The organism is Halorubrum sp., assembly GCF_046498025.1.
Lineage (GTDB): Archaea > Halobacteriota > Halobacteria > Halobacteriales > Haloferacaceae > Halorubrum.
Window position 1 is genome coordinate 42304 of sequence record NZ_JAWOBM010000014.1, and the last position, 16550, is coordinate 58853.

Genomic DNA, 16550 nt, shown 5'->3' on the forward strand with positions numbered 1-16550 from the left:
GATCCACGCACGTGTGTATCTCGGCGCGAGTCGAAAGTAAAGCTTACACTACCGTGTACTCATCCGTCGGGCATGACCGAGACCGTACTCCTCGTCGGCGGCGGCGGACGCGAGCACGCGATCGCCCGCGCGGTCGCCGGCGACTGCGCGCTGTACGCCTGTGCGAGCAACCGGAATCCGGGGATCCGACGCCTGGCCGACGGGTTCGAGTCGATCGACGAGACCGACGCCGCGGCGGTCGCCGACTACGCGACCGAGGTCGGCGCTGACCTGGCCGTGATCGGGCCAGAGTCCGCGCTCGCGGCGGGCGTCGCGGACGCCCTCGACGACGCCGGCGTGTACGCGTTCGGCCCGCGGGCCGAGGAGGCGCGCCTGGAGACGGACAAGGCCTACCAGCGCGAGTTCATGGAGGAGGCGTCGATCCCCGGCTGTCCCGACTACGCGGTGTTCGACGACACCGAGGCCGCCTGCGAGTACATCGACGCGTACGACGGCGACCTCGCGGTGAAGCCGGCCGGGCTCACGGGGGGGAAGGGCGTGAAGGTGATCGGCGACCAGGTGACCGCCGAGGAGGCGAAGGCGTACCTCCGCGACTCCGACTACGACCGCGTCGTACTGGAGGAGCGACTCGTCGGGGAGGAGTTCACGGTCCAGGCGTTCGTCGCGAACGGCGACGTGCGGACGACCCCCGCGGTCCAGGACCACAAGCGGGCCTATGAGGGCGACGAGGGCCCGAACACGGGCGGGATGGGCTCGTACTCGGACACGGGCCTTCCGCTGCCGTTCATGGCCGAGGGCGACTACGAGGCCGCCGTCGACGTGCTGGAGGCGGTCGTCGAGGCGCTCCCCGACTACAAGGGCGTCCTCTACGGGCAGTTCATGCTCACGGACGCGGGCCCGAAGGTCGTCGAGTTCAACGCGCGCTTCGGCGACCCGGAGGCGATGAACACGCTGCCGATTCTGACGACGCCGTTCATCGACGTGCTGACGGCCGCGCGCGAGGGAGAAGCGCTCCCAGAGCTGTCCTTCTCCGGCGAGGCGACCGTCTGTAAGTACGCCGTGCCGGACGGCTACCCGGTCGACCCCGACGCGGGCGCGAAGATCGCGGTCGACGAGGAGAGCGTCGGCGACGCGCTGCTCTACTACGCGAGCGTCGACGAGCGCGACGACGGGCTGTACACCACCACCTCGCGGTCGTTCGCCGTCGTCGGTCGCGGCGACTCGATCGCCGCCGCGGAGCGACAGGCCGAGGAGGGGCTCTCGGCCGCCGGCGACGGGCTCCGGATCCGCCACGACGTCGGGACGGCCGACCTCGTCGAGCGGCGCGTGGCGCACATGAACGAGCTGCGGGAGTAGGGCGGCACCCGATGCGGGAGTAGGACGACACCCGAGCGGGCGTCTGGACGGCGTCGACGCTGGTCGACGTGGCGAACAGGCGGTCGTCGATCGCGTCCGCACGGCGGTCGACCGCGCACCCGTCTCGGCCGGCCGTGGGCCCTCGTCAGGTCGTGAGCGCACTGTCCGAGGTATCCGATTTGAACCCTCGCGTCGACCGCGGCGGCGACCCTTATAACCGAGCCGTCCGAACGGCCCGTCGTGACTCACGAGGACGACGGCGCGGCGGCGGATGCGGTAAGAGACGCGTCTGCGGATGTGGTAAGTGACGCGTCTGCGGATGCGGCGAGGGGCGCATCGGCGGATAGGCGGAGAGACGCGCCAGACGAGACTGACGCCGGCGAGAGCCCCGACGGCGCTCGAAGCGACCGGCTGGAGCGTCACCCGACCCCCGGGCCGCGCAACTCGCTGTGGTCGTGGCCGGACGCGAAGTCGCCGCTCGTCGTCGTCCGCAACTACGTCGTCATCGTCCTCGCGCGGATCTCTCCGAGTCTCCGACTGAAGAACTGGCTGTTGGGGCGGATCGGCGTCACGGTCGGCGCCGGCGTCGCGTGGGGGTTAGAGTCGACGCCGGACGTGTTCTGGCCCGAACGGATCACCGTCGGCGACGACGCGATCGTCGGCTACGACGCCACGCTGCTGTGTCACGAGTTCCTGCAGGCGGAGTACCGCCTCGGCGACGTCGTCGTCGGAGAGCGCGCGATGATCGGGGCCGGCGCGGTCGTCCTGCCGGGCGTCACGATCGGCGAGGGCGCGCGCGTGGCGGCCAACTCCCTCGTCGACGCCGACGTCCCGCCGCAGACGACGGTCGCGGGAGTCCCGGCCGAGGTGGTGTCCCGAGCCGACGGCGACGCGGGCGAGGGGAGCGACGCGGGCGGCGTCGAGAACGCGGCGGACACCGGCGAGACGACCGACTGAACTCAGGCCGCGTCGCGCTCGGCGGGTTCGGCGTCGTCGTCGGGTTCGGCGTTGCCGGGCTCTCCGCCGTCGCTCTCGGCGGATTCGGCGTCGTCGCCCGCGCTCTCGACCGCGTCCTCCGCGGCCGCGTCCTCCGCGGCCGCGCGCTCCGCCTCGGTGATGTGGGCCTCTGTGCTGACGCTCTCCAGGTCGACGCCGACCTCGGTCGCGACCGCGTCGAGGACGGCCCGCTGCTCGGCCATCTCGTTCTCCAGCCGCTGGACGCGCTCGGAGGTGTCCACCACGGTCGTCTGGGTCTCCTCGACCTCGCTGCGGAGTTCGTTGATCTTCTGGTACGTGCGCTCCGCCTTGTCGGCGAGCGTCTGGATCTTTTTTGCCGTGTCCCCGAATCCCATACCGGGCGGTGGTGCCCGGGATACGTGGGCTTTTCCGTTCGTCGCGGGCGGACCGGATCCGAATCCCGCCCGTGCGCCGCCGGATCCGACCTCCCCACCCGTGCGACGGTGGACTTTTGCCCGAACCGCCCGTAGTACTCGTATGAGCGTCGAGCGGATCCTGTTGACGAACGACGACGGCATCGACGCCGTCGGCTTCCGCACGCTGTACGACGCGCTCGCGACCGACTACGACGTGGTCGCGGTCGCGCCGACGGGCGACCGGTCGTCGATCGGTCGCGCCATCTCCGCCGACGTCGCGGTCACCGACCACGACCTGGGCTACGCGGTCGAGGGGACTCCCGTGGACTGCGTCGTCGCCGGGCTGGACGAACTCGTCCCGGACGCCGACCTCGTGGTCGCCGGGTGTAACGAGGGGGCGAACCTCGGCGCGTACGCCCTCGGGCGGTCCGGGACCGTCTCGGCGGTCGTCGAGGGCTCGTTCTTCGGCGCCCCCGGCATCGCGACGTCGATGTACGTGCCGGGCGGCGACGACTGGTGGCAACGAGAGCTCCCGCCGGCGTCGTTCGCCCACGCCGTGCGAGCCACGCGGTTCCTTATCGAGGAGGCCGACGCCGCGGGCGTGTTCGACCGGGCCGATTACCTCAACGTCAACGCGCCGATGGCGGAGCCCGCCGAGGGCGACGGCGGCTCGGAGACGGTCGTGGAGGACGGGGGACTGGCCGACTCCGCGCCGTCGGGCGCGGCGCTCGACGCCGGGGTCGACCCCGCGCCGATGCGCGTCACCACGCCCTCCGAGTGGTACGGGATGGAGGCGGCGTCCGACGGAAACGGCGGCCTCTCCATCTCCGACCCGATCTGGGGACGGATGACGCCGGGAGACGTGCCTGACCCGGTCGGCACCGATCGACGCGCGGTCGTCGACGGCGAGGTGTCGGTGTCGCCGCTGTCGGTGCCCCACGCCGCGGCGCCGGACGCGGAGCTCGACGACCTCGCGGACCGATACGGAAAGGGAACGTAAAAACGGGAGACGCGGAGCGCGACTCGGAGACGCCGACTACGACTCGTCGGCGCTGACGGTGACCTTCGCCTCGCTGACGACGCGATCGCCCATCTCGTAGCCGGGCTCGTACACCTCGTGAACGGTGCCCTCGGGCTGGTCGCTCTCGACGCGTAACATCACCTGGTGCCGCGACGGGTCGACCTCGTCGCCCGGTTCGGGGGCGATGGGTTCGACGCCCTCCTCGGCGAGAACCTCGTCGAACTTCTCCAGCGTCGACTCCACGCCGGGGCGGAGGTCGCTCCCCTCCTCCTGATCGAGCGCGCGCAGGAGGTCGTTCCGGACGGGGGTGATGCGCTCGACGAGCGCCTCGGAGGCGCGCTCGCGGATCTCGTCCTGCTTGCGCTTGGCGCGCTGCTTGTAGTTGCTGAAGTCCGCCTTCACGCGGGCGAACTTGCTCGTGAGTTCCTCGACCTCCTCCTCGGCCGCGAGCAGCTCCTCGCGCGTCTCGGCGAGCTCCGCCTCCAGTTCCGCCGCCTCCCGCGCGAGCGCCTCGTCGTGCTCGGCGACGGCGGCGGCCAGCGCTTCCTCGTCGCGGGCGTCCGTGTCGCCCTCGGCCGACTCGCCGCTCGCTTCCTCGCCGGTCGCCTCCGCCGTGCCGTTGGCGCTCGCCGCGTCGGCCGCGGCGTCGTCGGAGGACTCGACCTCGACGTCGACGGCGTCGTCGTCGCTCATACGCGATCGAAGTCGGTCGGCGTGCATAAGCGTTGCAGAACGCGGTCGTGAGTCGGGGTGCGGAACGCGGCGGCGCGGACCGGTGCGGGCGTCGGCTGCGGCGGTGCGGGCGCCGGCTGCGGCGGTACGGGCGCCGGCTGCGGCGGTGCGGGCGCCGGCTGCGGCGGGCGCACCGCCCCGGCGACCCCTGCCGGATTTATGAGGGCGGCCGCCTATCCGTCGATCCACATGCCAGCCCGCCCCTCGACGTTCTCGATCGCCGCTCGGGACCCGGAGACCGACGCCGTCGGCGTCGCCGTCCAGTCGAAGTTCGTCAGCGTCGGCGCGGTCGTCCCGTTCGTCAGCGCGGACGCCGGCGCGATCGCCACGCAGAGCTTCGCGAACGTCGCCTACGGCCCCGACGGGCTCGACCTCCTCCGCGAGGGGCGCGACGCCGACGCGGTCGTCGAGGAGCTCACGAGCGAGGACGACGAGGCGCCCGCCCGGCAGGTCGGGGTCGTCGGTCTCGACGGCGAGCCGGCCGCCTTCACCGGCGAGGAGTGTCACGACTACGCCGGCGACCTGCAGGGCGAGGGCTACACCGTCCAGGGGAACATCCTGGAGAACGCCGAGACGCTGACCGCGATGGCGGAGGCGTTCGAGGGGACGGACGGCGGGCTCCCGGAGCGGTTGATCGCCGCGCTCCACGCCGGCAACGCGGCCGGCGGCGACAAGCGCGGCGAGCAGTCGGCGGCGCTCTACGTCGCCAAGCCGGAGGGCGGCTACGACGGCCGCAACGACCGGTGGATCGACGTGCGCGTCGACGACCACGAGCGCCCGATCGACGAGCTGGAGCGCGCCTTCAAGATCTACGACGTCACCCTCTTGGAGCGCGAGGCGCCCGACGAGACTCGAGAGCTGACCGGCGACGCGGCCGCGGCGGTGGCGACGACCCTCGCCGACCTAGGGTTCCTCGACGAGAGCGACGCGACCGACGTCGACGTCTTCGGCGAGCCGCACCGCGAGGCGCTGGAGACGTTCCGCGGGATGAACAACTTCGAGAACCACCCGGTCCCGGTGCTGGAGGACGCGATCGCCCGCGGCTGGGACGAGGCCGACGGCGAGGGCGAGGCCCGGCTCGTCGACGCGGTCTGGCACGGGCTCTCGCGGCTCGACAGAGTATAAGCGATCCCGCCGCGGCCGACCCGCGGGTGTATTTAAATATCGACCACCAAGCGGTGGCAATGACCGCGCCGAACCGGAACGCGCTGTGGGGGAGGGCGCTCGTGGACGAGCTCGTCGCCGCGGGCGTCGACGCCGTCGTCGTCTCGCCGGGCAGCCGCTCGACGCCGCTGACGATGGCCGCCGCGCGCCGCGACGACCTCCGCGTCTTCTCGCAGTTCGACGAGCGCTCCGCCGCCTACTTCGCGCTGGGCCGCGCCCGGCGAACGGGGAGCGTCACGCCGCTGATCTGCACCTCCGGCACCGCCGCCGCCAACTACCACCCGGCCGTGATGGAGGCGAGCGAGGCCCGCGTCCCCCTCCTCGCGCTCACCGCCGACCGCCCGCCGGAACTGCGGGACTCGGGGGCGAACCAGACCGCCGATCAGGAGAAGCTGTACGGCGACGCCGTCCGGTTTTACAAGGACCTCCCCGAGCCGGCGCCGAACGACCGCGCGCTCCGCTCGCTGCGGACCACCGTCTCTCGCGCCGTCGCGACCGCCGAGGGCGCCGACCCCGGCCCCGTCCACCTCAACGTCCCGTTCAAGAAGCCGCTGGAGCCGACGCGGGTGTCCGGCGACGTGCCCGCCGACCTCGACCCGGTCGCCGAGGCCGGCCGCGACGGCCCCTACGTCGACGTGACGCCGGGGTCGCCGGAGCCGGGCGACGACGAGCTGCGCGCGCTCGCGAGCGAGCTCTCGACGGTCGACCGCGGGCTGATCGTCGCCGGTCCGGCGGACCCGCCGGGGCTCGACGCCGAGGCGGTCACGGCGCTGTCGCACGCGACGGGCTTCCCGGTCGTCGCCGACCCGCTCTCGGGCGTCCGGTACGGCGGCCACACCCGCGTCGCGCCCGTTATCGGCGCATACGACGCGTACCTCTCGGCGGCGGTCGCGGGGGACGGCGACGACCCCGGACGCGACGGAACCGACGCCGGCGAGTGGACCGACCCCGAACTCGTCCTCCGGCTCGGCGCGTCGCCCACGTCGAAGAACCTCCGCAAGTACCTCGCCGCCACCGGCGCCGACCAGTATCAGGTCGACCCCGCGGGGCGCTGGCGCGAGGCGGAGTTCGCCGCGACCGACCTCGTCGTCGCCGAGCCGAGCCGCCTTTGCGCCCGGCTCTCCCGGCTCGTCGGCGGGGGCGGCGGCGACCCCGACTGGCGCGCGCAGTGGGAGGAGGCCGACCGCGCCGCGCGGGCGATCCACGGCCGAGAGGCGGTCGACGAAGACGGCGTCCCGGTCCCCGACGAGTCGGTCGGGTTCCACGAGGGCGACGCGCTCCGCGCCGTCGCCGACGCGCTCCCCGACCCGGCGACCCTGTTCGTCTCGAACTCCATGCCCGTGCGCGACCTCGATCGGTTCGTCGGGCCGACGACGACGAGCCTCACCGCGCTGGGGAACCGCGGGGTCTCCGGGATCGACGGGATCGTCTCCAGCGCGCTCGGGGCGGGCTCGGCGACGACCGACGACCTCACCCTCGTCGTCGGCGACCTGGCGCTGTATCACGACACCAACGGGCTGCTCGCGATCGACCGGTGCGACGTCGACGCGACGGTCGTGGCGATCAACAACGACGGCGGCGGGATCTTCCACGCGCTGCCGATCGAGTCGTTCGAGCCGGAGTTCACGGAGTCGTTCAAGACCCCGCACGGGATCGAGTTCGAGCCGATGGCCGACCTCCACGGGCTGGCGTACGCGCGGATCGACGCGCGTCCGGGGGCCACCGGCGACGGTGAGGGGGACGGAGGTGCGGCGGCGATCGCAGAGGAACTCGAGGCGGCGTGCGCGCGGGCCCGCGACGCCGGCGGCTCCCACCTGATCGAGGTCCGGACCGACGCCGGGTCGAGCCACCGGACCCGCGAATCGCTCGCGGCCGCGGTCGACAGGGCGGTCCACGGCGGCGGCTCGGACTGAGGCTCCGATCCGACGAGTCAGTCGACCGCGACCCGTGCGGTCGCGCTCGCGTCGTGATCGTCCGCCGTCAGCCACCCGACGACCAGGTACTCCCCCGCCGGCGGATCGCGCCACGTCCCCTCGTAGGTCGACGACTCGTCGGGCTCGAGCGTCTCGCTGCCGAGCGCCTGCGTGAACAGCTGCCCCGCGCCGTGTCGCCAGACGGGGTCGGTGTCAGGGGCGTCGCCGTCGGCGTCGCGGAAGGGGGCGTCGCCGTCGGCGTCGCGGAAGGGGGCGTCCCCGTCGGCGTCGCGAGCGTCGTCGTCGACCCCCTCGTACGCCGCGAAGTCGGCGCGCTGGCCGGTCCGGAACCGGAGCGTGACCGGCTCGTCCCCCTCGTTCGTCACGGTGAGCGCGAAGTCGACCCCGTCGTCGCCGTCGGCGGCCGTCAGTGCGGCGTCGAGCATGAGAGCTGATAGCACGCGACGTGAATTAAATACCCCACCCGTCTCTCTGCGCGGATACGACCTCCCCGGTCGCCGCTCCGTCGGGCGGTCTATCACCGCACTACCCGACGAGTTTCCGGCCGGCCAGCAGGGCGGCGACCGCCGCGCCGACGGCGACTGCGGACCCGAAGAACGTGATCGGCAGCGGTGGTTCGACGGCGTACAGCAGCGCGAAGAGACCGCCCGCGAGCCCGAGGACGGCGAATCCGACACCGACTTCTCGGCGGTCCGACGGGTGGGCCGGCGTCGAATCGGCGACGCCGCGCCACACGAGCCACGCGCCGACGGCGCTTCCGAGCGCGGCCACGCTCTCGAAGGAGGCCACCTGCAGCAACCCCACCAGCCCGGCGCCGACGGTGACGAGGAGCACCCGACCGGGGGCGGTGCCGCGGTCGGAGACGAGGTAGAGCGCCCCCAGCACCACCAGCCCGAGGCCGACTCCGACCACGACGTCCACGAGGTAATGGACTCCCAGGACGAGCCGCGAGACCGAGATGGTCGCGACGACGGCGCCGGCGAACGCGATCCACGCACGCGACAGTTCATTCTCCGCGACGATGAGCGCGAACCCGCCCCAGACCATCGTGCTTCCGAAGGCGTGACCGCTCGGGAACCCCGGCCCGTCCGCCGTGGTGATATCGGCGAACACCCCGTGGAGGACGGACGGAACCCACTGCACGACGGGCGGGTCGCTCGCTCCGACCGGACGCGGAAACAGGAAGAACCCCTTGAGCACCCCGATGAGGGCGACGTACGTGAGCAGGAGTCCGAGGACGAACAGCCCGCGCCGCCGGTCGATTCCCCACCGGGGGAGCTCGTCGCCGGCGACGTAGAGCACGCCCCCGAGCAGGAAGAGGAACCAGACGTCGCCGAGCTGCGTGAGCAGTGCGAAGAGCACGAGGATCGGGTCCTGTACCGCCCCGTGGAGCGCCTCGGTGACCCCGATACTGCGGCCCTCTGAGAACATGATCGTGCGGAGTCTACCGGCTACAGCGCTGTTATACCCTCGGCCTGTATTGACCGAACCGAGTCGGACCCTCCCGTTTGCCGAGGGTCTCGGTCGGGCCGTCCGCGGGCGACTCCGACGAGCACCCGTTCGATCGCTCCGACGACGCGCATAAGTCGCGGCCTCGCCTACGGAAACGCGTGCAGGTCGTGGGCTACGAGTCGGGAGCGGGCCTCCACGTCGCCAGCGGCGGCGCGGTCGAGTTCGTCGAGGCGACCGCCGGGACTGAACTCGCCTACGGGCTCGGCGAGCGCCGCTGCGCGGGGACCGTCCACGACGGCGAACACGTCGCCTGCGACGCCCCGGAAGCGCCCTACTGCGACGCCCACGGGAGCGTCTGGGTGTGCGCGCGGTGTACGGGGACCTGTCTGAAAGACGAGATGGACTGCCACGAGGAGCACGCGCTGTACCTCGCTGCGTTCGCCCCCGACGTGCTCAAGGTCGGCGTGACGCGGCTGTGGCGGCTTGAGACCCGGCTCCGCGAACAGGGCGCGGACCGGGCGGCCCACGTCCGCACCTTCCCGGACGGCCGGGTCGCCCGCCGGGTGGAGGCGGAGCTGGCCGAGGGCGACGACCTCGTCGACCGCGTCCGGGTGCCGACGAAGCTCGCCGGGTTCGGCCGCGAGGTGGACGAGCCGGCGTGGGAGGCCCTGCTTGACCGGTTCGACCCGATCGAGCGCTTCGCGTTCGACTACGGGCTCGGGCTCGACGAGCGCCCGGTCGCGGAGACGATGGCGGCCGGGACGGTTCGCGGCTGGAAGGGCCGAGTGCTGGTGCTCGACCGCGGCGGGTCCACCTACGCGGTCGACGCCCGCGAGCTGGTCGGCTACGAGCTCACCGACGAGGTACCCGAACGGGAACTGCAGTCGAGTCTCGGTGCGTTCGGGGGCTGACTCCCGTTCGGACCGACGGCGTCTCGACGAGTGCCGCTCAGTACAGCTCCAAAACGATCCGCAACGGGAGGTACAACAGCGCGTGTTCCCGTCCGAAGCGGCCCGGCTCGGGCGTCTCGTCGGCGCCGTCTCGGACCGCCTTCGCCATGAGATACGACCAGCCGAAGTTGAACCGGAAGTAGTCTCGGACCAGCGGTTCGGGGAGCGCGCCGGCGAGCGTCTCGTATATCTCGACGCCGCGCCGTCGGGCCGTCTCACAGCCCGGCTCCGGATAGAACTCGTGAGCGAAGAAGGCGTAGCTCTGCGGGTCGTCGAAAAACCCCCGGAGGACCTCGTCGAAGGACCACGAGAGGGGCGACCCCCGTTCGAGCCGGTCGTCGCGGACGCGCTCCTCGAGCGGTGCGATCGACTGCGACTCGGGATCGGTCTCGGGCGACCGCGTCGCCCCCGCGTAGAAGTCGATACAGCACTCCGGGTATCCGTGAAGCGAGCCCTGGTACCGCTCGAAGGACTCCGGCGACTCGTCGGTCACCGCCCGGATGTTCTCGTCCATCACCGACTCCGGGTCGGGCGCGTCGTCGGCGAAGAAGTACACTCGCGCCCCGTACCGCACCTCGCCCGGTGTTCGTACCCACTCCGGGACGACGAAACACGTCTCCGGGTAGTGTCGCTCGAGGTAGCTGACCTCCGGGAGCCGTTGGAGTAGCCGTCTGAACCTGACCGAGGCCTCTCGGAGGTTCCCTTCGGTGAGGGTATCGATGTCGATGTGGATGTCCTCGCAGATCCGCCGGGACTCCCGACAGATGGCGCTCCGGTCGTCGGTCGATATCGGCGGGTCGACGGCCTCCAGCACCGTCCGCTGTCCCGCGAGATACCCGTCCGTTATCTGGACGCTCGCCCCGCGGCGTCCGCCGCGTAACACGGAGAGCGCATCCATCGCGACGAATCCCGGCAGGGCGTGAACGTCCGAGTGAGAGGCCATACGATCACCGTGTTAGACCAGTGACTGGTAATCCATAATAAACTATTGTGATATAACAAATCGCCGCGCTCCGCCGACCGCCTACCCTTCGAACCCGTTCACGGCGACGAGCCGCCGCACGCCGGCGTAGGCGACGGCGGCGATGCCGACGTAGGCGGCGACGAGGGCGGTCGTCGTCGCGTCCGCGCTGTCGATGGCGAGCCGCGCGACCGCGTTCGCCGGGCCGCCTGCCATCGCCGTCGCGCCGCCGAACAGGACGAGGACGCCGATCGAGTAGAGGAGCTGGGCGGTCCGCCGGTCGGGCGCGAGCGCGGAGACGGCGACCGCGAGCGCGACGACGAGCGTCGTCAGCGCCGTCATCAGCGCGAGGATCGACGGGACGTTGGCGACGGGGGTCCCGTTGGCCCGAAGCAGAAGCAGCCACACCAGGGCCTGCCCGGGGGCGATCGCGACCGCCGCGAGCGCTTTTCCGTCGACGATCTCGGCAAGCGTCACCGGCGCGACGCGAAGCAGTTCGAGCGTCCCCTCGTCGATCTCCTCGGTGATCGAGTCGACCACGAGCGACCCGGAGATGAAGACCGGCAGGAACACCAACACCGGGATCAACACCGTGTAGGTGAACGTGAAGTAGGGACTGGAGCCGGTCCGCTCCGGCAGCGGCAACGGCGACTCGCTCAGGGACGCGCTCCGGTCGGCGCGCTCTTGCAGCTCGTAGGTCCGGAGCAGCTCCCGGAGCTGGACGACGATCACGGTGGTCTCGACGGTCGCGTCCGGCGCCGTGACCGCCGCGACGATCCGTCCGTCGTCGTTCCGATTCGCGACCACCACCGCGTCGGCGGCGTCGCGGTCGAAGGCGGTCCGGGCCGCCGCCGCGTCCTCGTAGCGCGTGACCGACGCCCCCTCCACCTCGCTCGCGGCGCGTTCGAGATCGCCCACGGCGTCGCCCGCGCCGGCCACCTCGACCTCCGCGCCGCCGAGCGAACCGGGGTCGTACATCGAGACGAGTCCGACGACGAGGAACGACGAGAACGCCGCGATGAACAGCTGGATCGCGACCGCCAGCAGGATCGTCTTCTCGGCGCGGAGGCCCGCCAGCTCCCGCCCGGCGATCGTCAGTCGGCCGCTCCGCCCGGCGGTCGTCAGTCGGTCGTCGGCGTCACCCATGGAGGCTCACCACCCCGAAGTTGTACGCTGCGTGCAGCAGCGTCGCCAACGCCAACGTCAGGGCGTAAGCCGTCCGGTCCCGGCTCGCGCCGGCCGCGGCGACGGTCGTCGCGAGCCCGTGGAGCAGGAGGGGCGCGAACAGCAGCGCCGCGACGGCGACGGAAGAGAGGCCCTCCGCCCCGGCGACGCTCCCGAACGCCGCCCGGCCGACGTACAGCTCGGTGAGGCCGATCGACTGGACGACCGCCGTCGCCTTCTCCGCGAGGAAGAAGCCGACCGCGGACGCGAGCCCGACCGCGACGGCGACCCGGTCGGTCCGGGCGAAGACGCCGCGCTCGAACCCGGCGTAGAGGTGCGCGCTCTTGGCGACCTCCTCGATGAAGGCGATGGTCACGAGCAGGACGGGGACGGAGACGGTCACCGGCAGCGCGAACAGGGTCGCGACCGCCAGCAGCTCCGCGACGAACACGAAGGGGATCGCACACGCGGTGAGGAACGCGACCGCGCCGAGCGCGCGGAGCCGGCGACGGTCGAGGAGGTCCGCGAGGGCGACTCCGTCCACAGAAGCGAGTCGCACCGCGAGCGCGTCGAGGAACTTCCGCGTCACCGGCTTCTGGGTGAACATGTCCTCCTCGCGGTACACCCCGAGCCCGAGGCCGAACAACAGCGCGGCGGCCAGCGCCATCGGGACGGTCGAGAAGAGGACTTCGCCCGCCGAGACGGCCTCGCCCTGCAGGTCGAAGACGACGAGCGTCAGCGGCGACACCAGCGCCACGGGCGTGACGTTCGTGAAGACGGCGGGGACGAAGGCGTACGTCGTGAGGAGGACGCTGACGCCCACGGTGACGAACGTGAGCTCCTTGAACGAGCGCGCGAACATCGCCCCGACGAACGTGGCCGCGAGGAAGGTCATCGCCACGGGGAGCACGGCGACCACCGAGAGGGCGCCGCCCCCCACGGCGACCGCGATGAGCGTCGTGACGAGGAGCGCGACCGCGACGTACGGGAGCGTCTTGCCGGCGACGATGTCGACCGGCGAGAGCGGCGTGACGAGCAGCGGCTCGCCCCGTCGGTTCGTGCGCTCGTCGAGCACCGACGAGCCGTACGCCTGAATCAGGAAGTTCATCGGGACGAGAAAGACGAACGCTAACAGCAGCGAGACGAAGGGGAAGGGCGGGGCGATCGATCCCGGCGAGCCGGCCGTGTCGGCCCCGAACGTCCCGTCGCCGATCGAGGGGACCGCGAACCCGGCGTCGTTCCCGGCTCCGCCGTCGCCGGGTCCGTCGTCGCTTTCGGCGTCACCCCCCGCCGTCCCGTCCCCGGTCTCGTCGCCGTCGCTCGTCTCGTCGCCGTCGCTCCCGGTTCCACTGTCGTCGCTCTCGCTTCCACCGTCGTCGCCTCCGGCTCCGTCGTCACCGAGCGTCGAGTCGCCGTCGAGCCCGCTCGTCCGGCCGACGTACCGGAGGGTGACGGTCACGGGGAACGCGGCGGTCGCGTTCTCCTCCGCGGCCATCAGCCGCTCGTTGTGCGCCTCCACGGCCTCGCGGAACTCGGCGGCCGCGGCCTCACCCTTCCGCGTGTCGCTGGCGCGGACGGCGACGGTCTCCGCCGCGCCGTCCTCGCTCTCCCCGCCGTCGAACACGACGAGGTCGGCCGTCTCGCCGAGGTCGGCGCCCTCGACGGGAACGCGCGTCAGCGCCGGCGCCTCCTCGACCGCGTCCGCGTACGGGGAGTCGCCGTCGACGGCGACGCGGTAGACGTCGCGGTCGACGTCGAGCCCGACCGCGCCGGCGGCGACGCCCCCGCCGAGGACGCCGCCGGCGACGAGAAGGAGCGCGAGCGCCGCCAGGAGCGTCCGGCGGTCGACGCCCCCGGCGGCGCGGGCGACCTCCCAGCGGGCGACCCGGAGGACCCTCCGGAGCCGGTCGGTCACTCGGCGCCCTCCGGCGGCTCCGCGGGTCGTTCCCCCTCGTCGGTTCCGTCGCGCTCGCTGACTCGACCGCCGTCTCCCGCGTACCGCCCGGGCATCGGCCGGCCGACGATGTCGAGGAACACGTCCTCCAAGCTGGGTTCGCGGGTGCGAATGTCGACGACCTCGCCGCCGGCGTCGGCGGCGGCCGCCCGGACCGCCTCGACCGCGTCCATGTCCGGCACCACGGTCCGGAAGCGGTCGCCGACCGCCTCGGTCGCGGCGTCCGGGTCGTCGAGGGTGTCGGCCGAGCGCTCGCCGGTGGCGGGCGCGACGTCGGTGAACACGTGGTACGTCGTCTCCCCGTGTCGCTCGCGGATCCCGTCGACGCTCCCGCGGGCGACGATGCGCCCCTCGTTCATAACCACGACGCGGTCGCAGACCGACTCGACGTGATAGAGGTTGTGCGCGGAGAAGACGACGGTCTTCCCGGCCGCGCGCAGCTCGCGGGTGAACTCCAGCACCGAGTTCGTCGTCACCGGGTCGAGCCCCGAGGCGGGCTCGTCGTACACGAGCACGTCCGGGTCGTTGACGAGCGATCGGGCGATGGCGACCTTGCGTTTCATCCCCTTCGACATGTCGCCGAGCCGGCGCTCGCGATGGTCCAGTTCGAGCCGGTCGAGCGCGGCCGCGATGCGCTCGTCGGCGACGTCGCTCGGCACGTCGTACAGGTCGGCAAAGAACTCCAGGTACGACAGCGGGGTCATCTCCTCGTACAGGGGCGACTCCTCGGGGAGAAAGCCGAGCCGCCGTCGCATCTCCGGCTCGTCGGAGGGGAGGCCGGCGACCTCGACCTCGCCCTCGGTGGGGTCGACGAGCCCGGCGAGCAGCTTCAGCGTCGTCGTCTTGCCGGCGCCGTTCGGGCCGACGATGCCGAACACCTCGCCCTCGGCGACGGAGAAGGTGCTGTCGACGACGGCCGCGAACTCGCCGTACGCCTTCCGCAACCCCTCCACCTCGATCATGAAGCCTGATCGACTGCGGGCCGGGTTAAATTCACCTCCGCGGCTATCAGCGGCGAGAACCCAGCCGGGGGAGCTACATCGCTCACGATTAGGGGTCTCAGTACGGGGACAAAACCCCTCGGACCGCCGAGAGCCCCGCGTCGGCCTCGGCGTCCCGGAGGCCGACCGTCACGACGGTCCCGTCCGCGTCAGTCCGTGTACGGCTTTTCGATGTTCGCGTCGCCGTTGATGTACGCGTTCATCCGACGGGTGATTCCGTCGAACAGCGTGATGAGCGGCGAGAGGGCGCGTTCGACCAGTCGGATCGGCGACGCGACCCGCAGCGACCACCGCTCGGCGTTTCCGAGGCCGAACGCCTTGGGGACGACCTCGCCGAACACCAAGACGAGGAAGCTCGTGCACGCGGTCGTCACCACGACCGCGGCACCGGAGGGGAGATAGCCGGCGACCAGCACGGTCACGATGCTCGAGATGGCGATGTTGACGACGTTGTTACCGACGAGCAGCGTCACCAGCAGCCGGTGGGGGTCGTCGTAGAGCTCCTTCAAGATGTGGCCCCGCGGGTCGTCGCTAGCGACCTGCTGTTCGAACCACTCCGCCGGCAGCGAGAAGATCGCCGTCTCCGAGCTCGAGAAGAACGCGCTGAGTGCCAGCAACACCGTTACCGTTGCGACCCCCGCCAAGCCCAGTGTGAGTCCGACCATGCGACGAACTCAAAAAACGACGTCAAAGAGGGTGTCGGCCAGACGCCGGCGATCGAAGCGGACACGCATCGCTCGGTATCAGACGAGTACTCGGGTCGTGATCAGAAATCGGCGTACCGTGTTACTCCTCTTCTTCCTCCTCTTCGACGGGGCTTCGGCCCCGTTTCCACACTCCCTTCGCCGAGGTGTCGTGTGGTGCCGTGTGCGAGACGTCCTTCATGGTATCGCGGTCGTCGGCCATGTTGGACGCGACTTGCGGCGATCCCCGTATTAACCCTTCGTGGTAAGAGATATTGAGTCCTGATAACATATAATGTATTAATATCCGTCGGCTTAAGCCCGACGAGAACGTTGGGCACATCGTGAATTACCCGGCTCAAGTCGGTCGCGAATCGGACGGTCGTTTCGAAATCGACGGGTGCGGCGACGACTCCGCGTCGACGGTCGTCCGGGAGGGAGCGACGCTCGCCGTGGGCCGCGACGTCGCCGTCGGGGCGGCGGTCGCCGCCCGGGCGCTCCGCGACACCGCCGCGTGGCCCGACTGGGGGCCGTCGATCGACGCCGTCGAGAGCGACGACCGGTACGTGACGCGCGGGACGACCGGTCGGGTCCTGGTCGGCGGCGCCTGGCTCCCGTTCCGCGTGACCGGGTACAACGGACGACGCTGGGACTGGCGGGTCGCCGGGGTCCCGGCAACCGGCCACCGGGTCGATAGCTACGCCGGCGAGACCGACCGCAGTCGCGTCGTCGTCGAGGTCCCGATCGTCGCGGCCTGGTACGTCCCGGTCTGCCGGCGCGCGCTGGACCGGTTCGCCGCGCTGGT

The 16550-nt window shown here is 71.6% G+C and carries 16 protein-coding genes; 7 read left to right on the forward strand and 9 right to left on the reverse strand.

Annotation, left to right across the window (positions count from 1 at the left end):
• Positions 1-72 precede the first annotated feature (72 nt).
• Both purD and R6U01_RS02700 read left to right on the forward strand, forming a co-directional pair.
• Entirely contained in the window at positions 73-1356 is a 1284-nt protein-coding gene (gene purD / locus R6U01_RS02695; RefSeq protein ID WP_410284922.1) for a phosphoribosylamine--glycine ligase, read from the forward strand.
• A gap of 411 nt (positions 1357-1767) precedes the next feature.
• On the forward strand, positions 1768-2313 hold the full coding sequence (locus R6U01_RS02700; protein WP_410284936.1) for an acyltransferase: 546 nt from the start codon (positions 1768-1770) through the stop codon (positions 2311-2313).
• A gap of 2 nt (positions 2314-2315) precedes the next feature.
• Here R6U01_RS02700 and R6U01_RS02705 read toward each other — a convergent pair whose 3' ends face one another.
• Positions 2316-2708: a DUF5798 family protein gene (locus R6U01_RS02705; protein WP_410284923.1), complete on the reverse strand. Its 393-nt coding sequence runs from the start codon at positions 2706-2708 to the stop codon at positions 2316-2318.
• 142 nt (positions 2709-2850) lie between these two features.
• Between R6U01_RS02705 and surE the strand changes: the two genes are divergently transcribed.
• Positions 2851-3729, forward strand: coding sequence for a 5'/3'-nucleotidase SurE (gene surE, locus R6U01_RS02710; RefSeq protein WP_410284924.1), 879 nt, complete (start codon positions 2851-2853; stop codon positions 3727-3729).
• A 36-nt stretch (positions 3730-3765) separates the two neighbouring features.
• Here surE and R6U01_RS02715 read toward each other — a convergent pair whose 3' ends face one another.
• Positions 3766-4443 (reverse strand): nucleotide exchange factor GrpE, encoded by a 678-nt coding sequence (locus R6U01_RS02715; RefSeq protein WP_410284925.1) that lies wholly within the window; start codon positions 4441-4443, stop codon positions 3766-3768.
• A gap of 228 nt (positions 4444-4671) precedes the next feature.
• Between R6U01_RS02715 and R6U01_RS02720 the strand changes: the two genes are divergently transcribed.
• Entirely contained in the window at positions 4672-5607 is a 936-nt protein-coding gene (locus R6U01_RS02720; RefSeq protein WP_410284926.1) for a DUF1028 domain-containing protein, read from the forward strand.
• Positions 5608-5666: 59 nt separating this feature from the next.
• Positions 5667-7559 (forward strand): 2-succinyl-5-enolpyruvyl-6-hydroxy-3-cyclohexene-1-carboxylic-acid synthase, encoded by a 1893-nt coding sequence (menD, locus tag R6U01_RS02725; RefSeq protein WP_410284927.1) that lies wholly within the window; start codon positions 5667-5669, stop codon positions 7557-7559.
• Positions 7560-7576: 17 nt separating this feature from the next.
• On the opposite strand, the gene R6U01_RS02730 is transcribed toward menD, so the two are convergent.
• Both R6U01_RS02730 and R6U01_RS02735 read right to left on the reverse strand, forming a co-directional pair.
• Positions 7577-8005: a BsuPI-related putative proteinase inhibitor gene (locus R6U01_RS02730; RefSeq protein ID WP_410284928.1), complete on the reverse strand. Its 429-nt coding sequence runs from the start codon at positions 8003-8005 to the stop codon at positions 7577-7579.
• Between the two features lie 100 nt (positions 8006-8105).
• Positions 8106-9011 (reverse strand): phosphatase PAP2 family protein, encoded by a 906-nt coding sequence (locus tag R6U01_RS02735; protein ID WP_410284929.1) that lies wholly within the window; start codon positions 9009-9011, stop codon positions 8106-8108.
• 179 nt (positions 9012-9190) lie between these two features.
• Between R6U01_RS02735 and R6U01_RS02740 the strand changes: the two genes are divergently transcribed.
• Positions 9191-9943 carry a DUF2797 domain-containing protein gene (locus R6U01_RS02740; protein ID WP_410284930.1) on the forward strand — a complete coding sequence of 251 codons (753 nt, stop codon included), beginning with the start codon at positions 9191-9193 and terminating at the stop codon, positions 9941-9943.
• A gap of 37 nt (positions 9944-9980) precedes the next feature.
• On the opposite strand, the gene R6U01_RS02745 is transcribed toward R6U01_RS02740, so the two are convergent.
• The 5 genes from R6U01_RS02745 to R6U01_RS02765 all read right to left on the reverse strand — a co-directional run bounded on the left by R6U01_RS02745 (position 9981) and on the right by R6U01_RS02765 (position 15727).
• Positions 9981-10925: a hypothetical protein gene (locus tag R6U01_RS02745; RefSeq protein WP_410284931.1), complete on the reverse strand. Its 945-nt coding sequence runs from the start codon at positions 10923-10925 to the stop codon at positions 9981-9983.
• 81 nt (positions 10926-11006) lie between these two features.
• Positions 11007-12089: an ABC transporter permease gene (locus R6U01_RS02750; RefSeq protein ID WP_410284932.1), complete on the reverse strand. Its 1083-nt coding sequence runs from the start codon at positions 12087-12089 to the stop codon at positions 11007-11009.
• On the reverse strand, positions 12082-14022 hold the full coding sequence (locus tag R6U01_RS02755; protein WP_410284933.1) for an ABC transporter permease: 1941 nt from the start codon (positions 14020-14022) through the stop codon (positions 12082-12084). Before R6U01_RS02755 ends, R6U01_RS02750 begins: the two co-directional genes overlap by 8 nt.
• The gene (locus R6U01_RS02760) at positions 14019-15023 is read right to left on the reverse strand and encodes an ABC transporter ATP-binding protein (RefSeq protein WP_410284934.1); all 1005 of its coding nucleotides are present in this window, start codon (positions 15021-15023) and stop codon (positions 14019-14021) included. The genes R6U01_RS02755 and R6U01_RS02760 overlap by 4 nt, the downstream gene beginning before the upstream one ends.
• Before the next feature lie 188 nt (positions 15024-15211).
• A complete protein-coding gene (locus tag R6U01_RS02765) occupies positions 15212-15727 on the reverse strand; it encodes a CNNM domain-containing protein (RefSeq protein WP_410284935.1) in 516 nt (171 codons plus the stop codon).
• Between the two features lie 410 nt (positions 15728-16137).
• Between R6U01_RS02765 and R6U01_RS02770 the strand changes: the two genes are divergently transcribed.
• On the forward strand, positions 16138-16550 hold a 413-nt coding region (locus tag R6U01_RS02770), incomplete at its 3' end, for a hypothetical protein (RefSeq protein WP_410284937.1).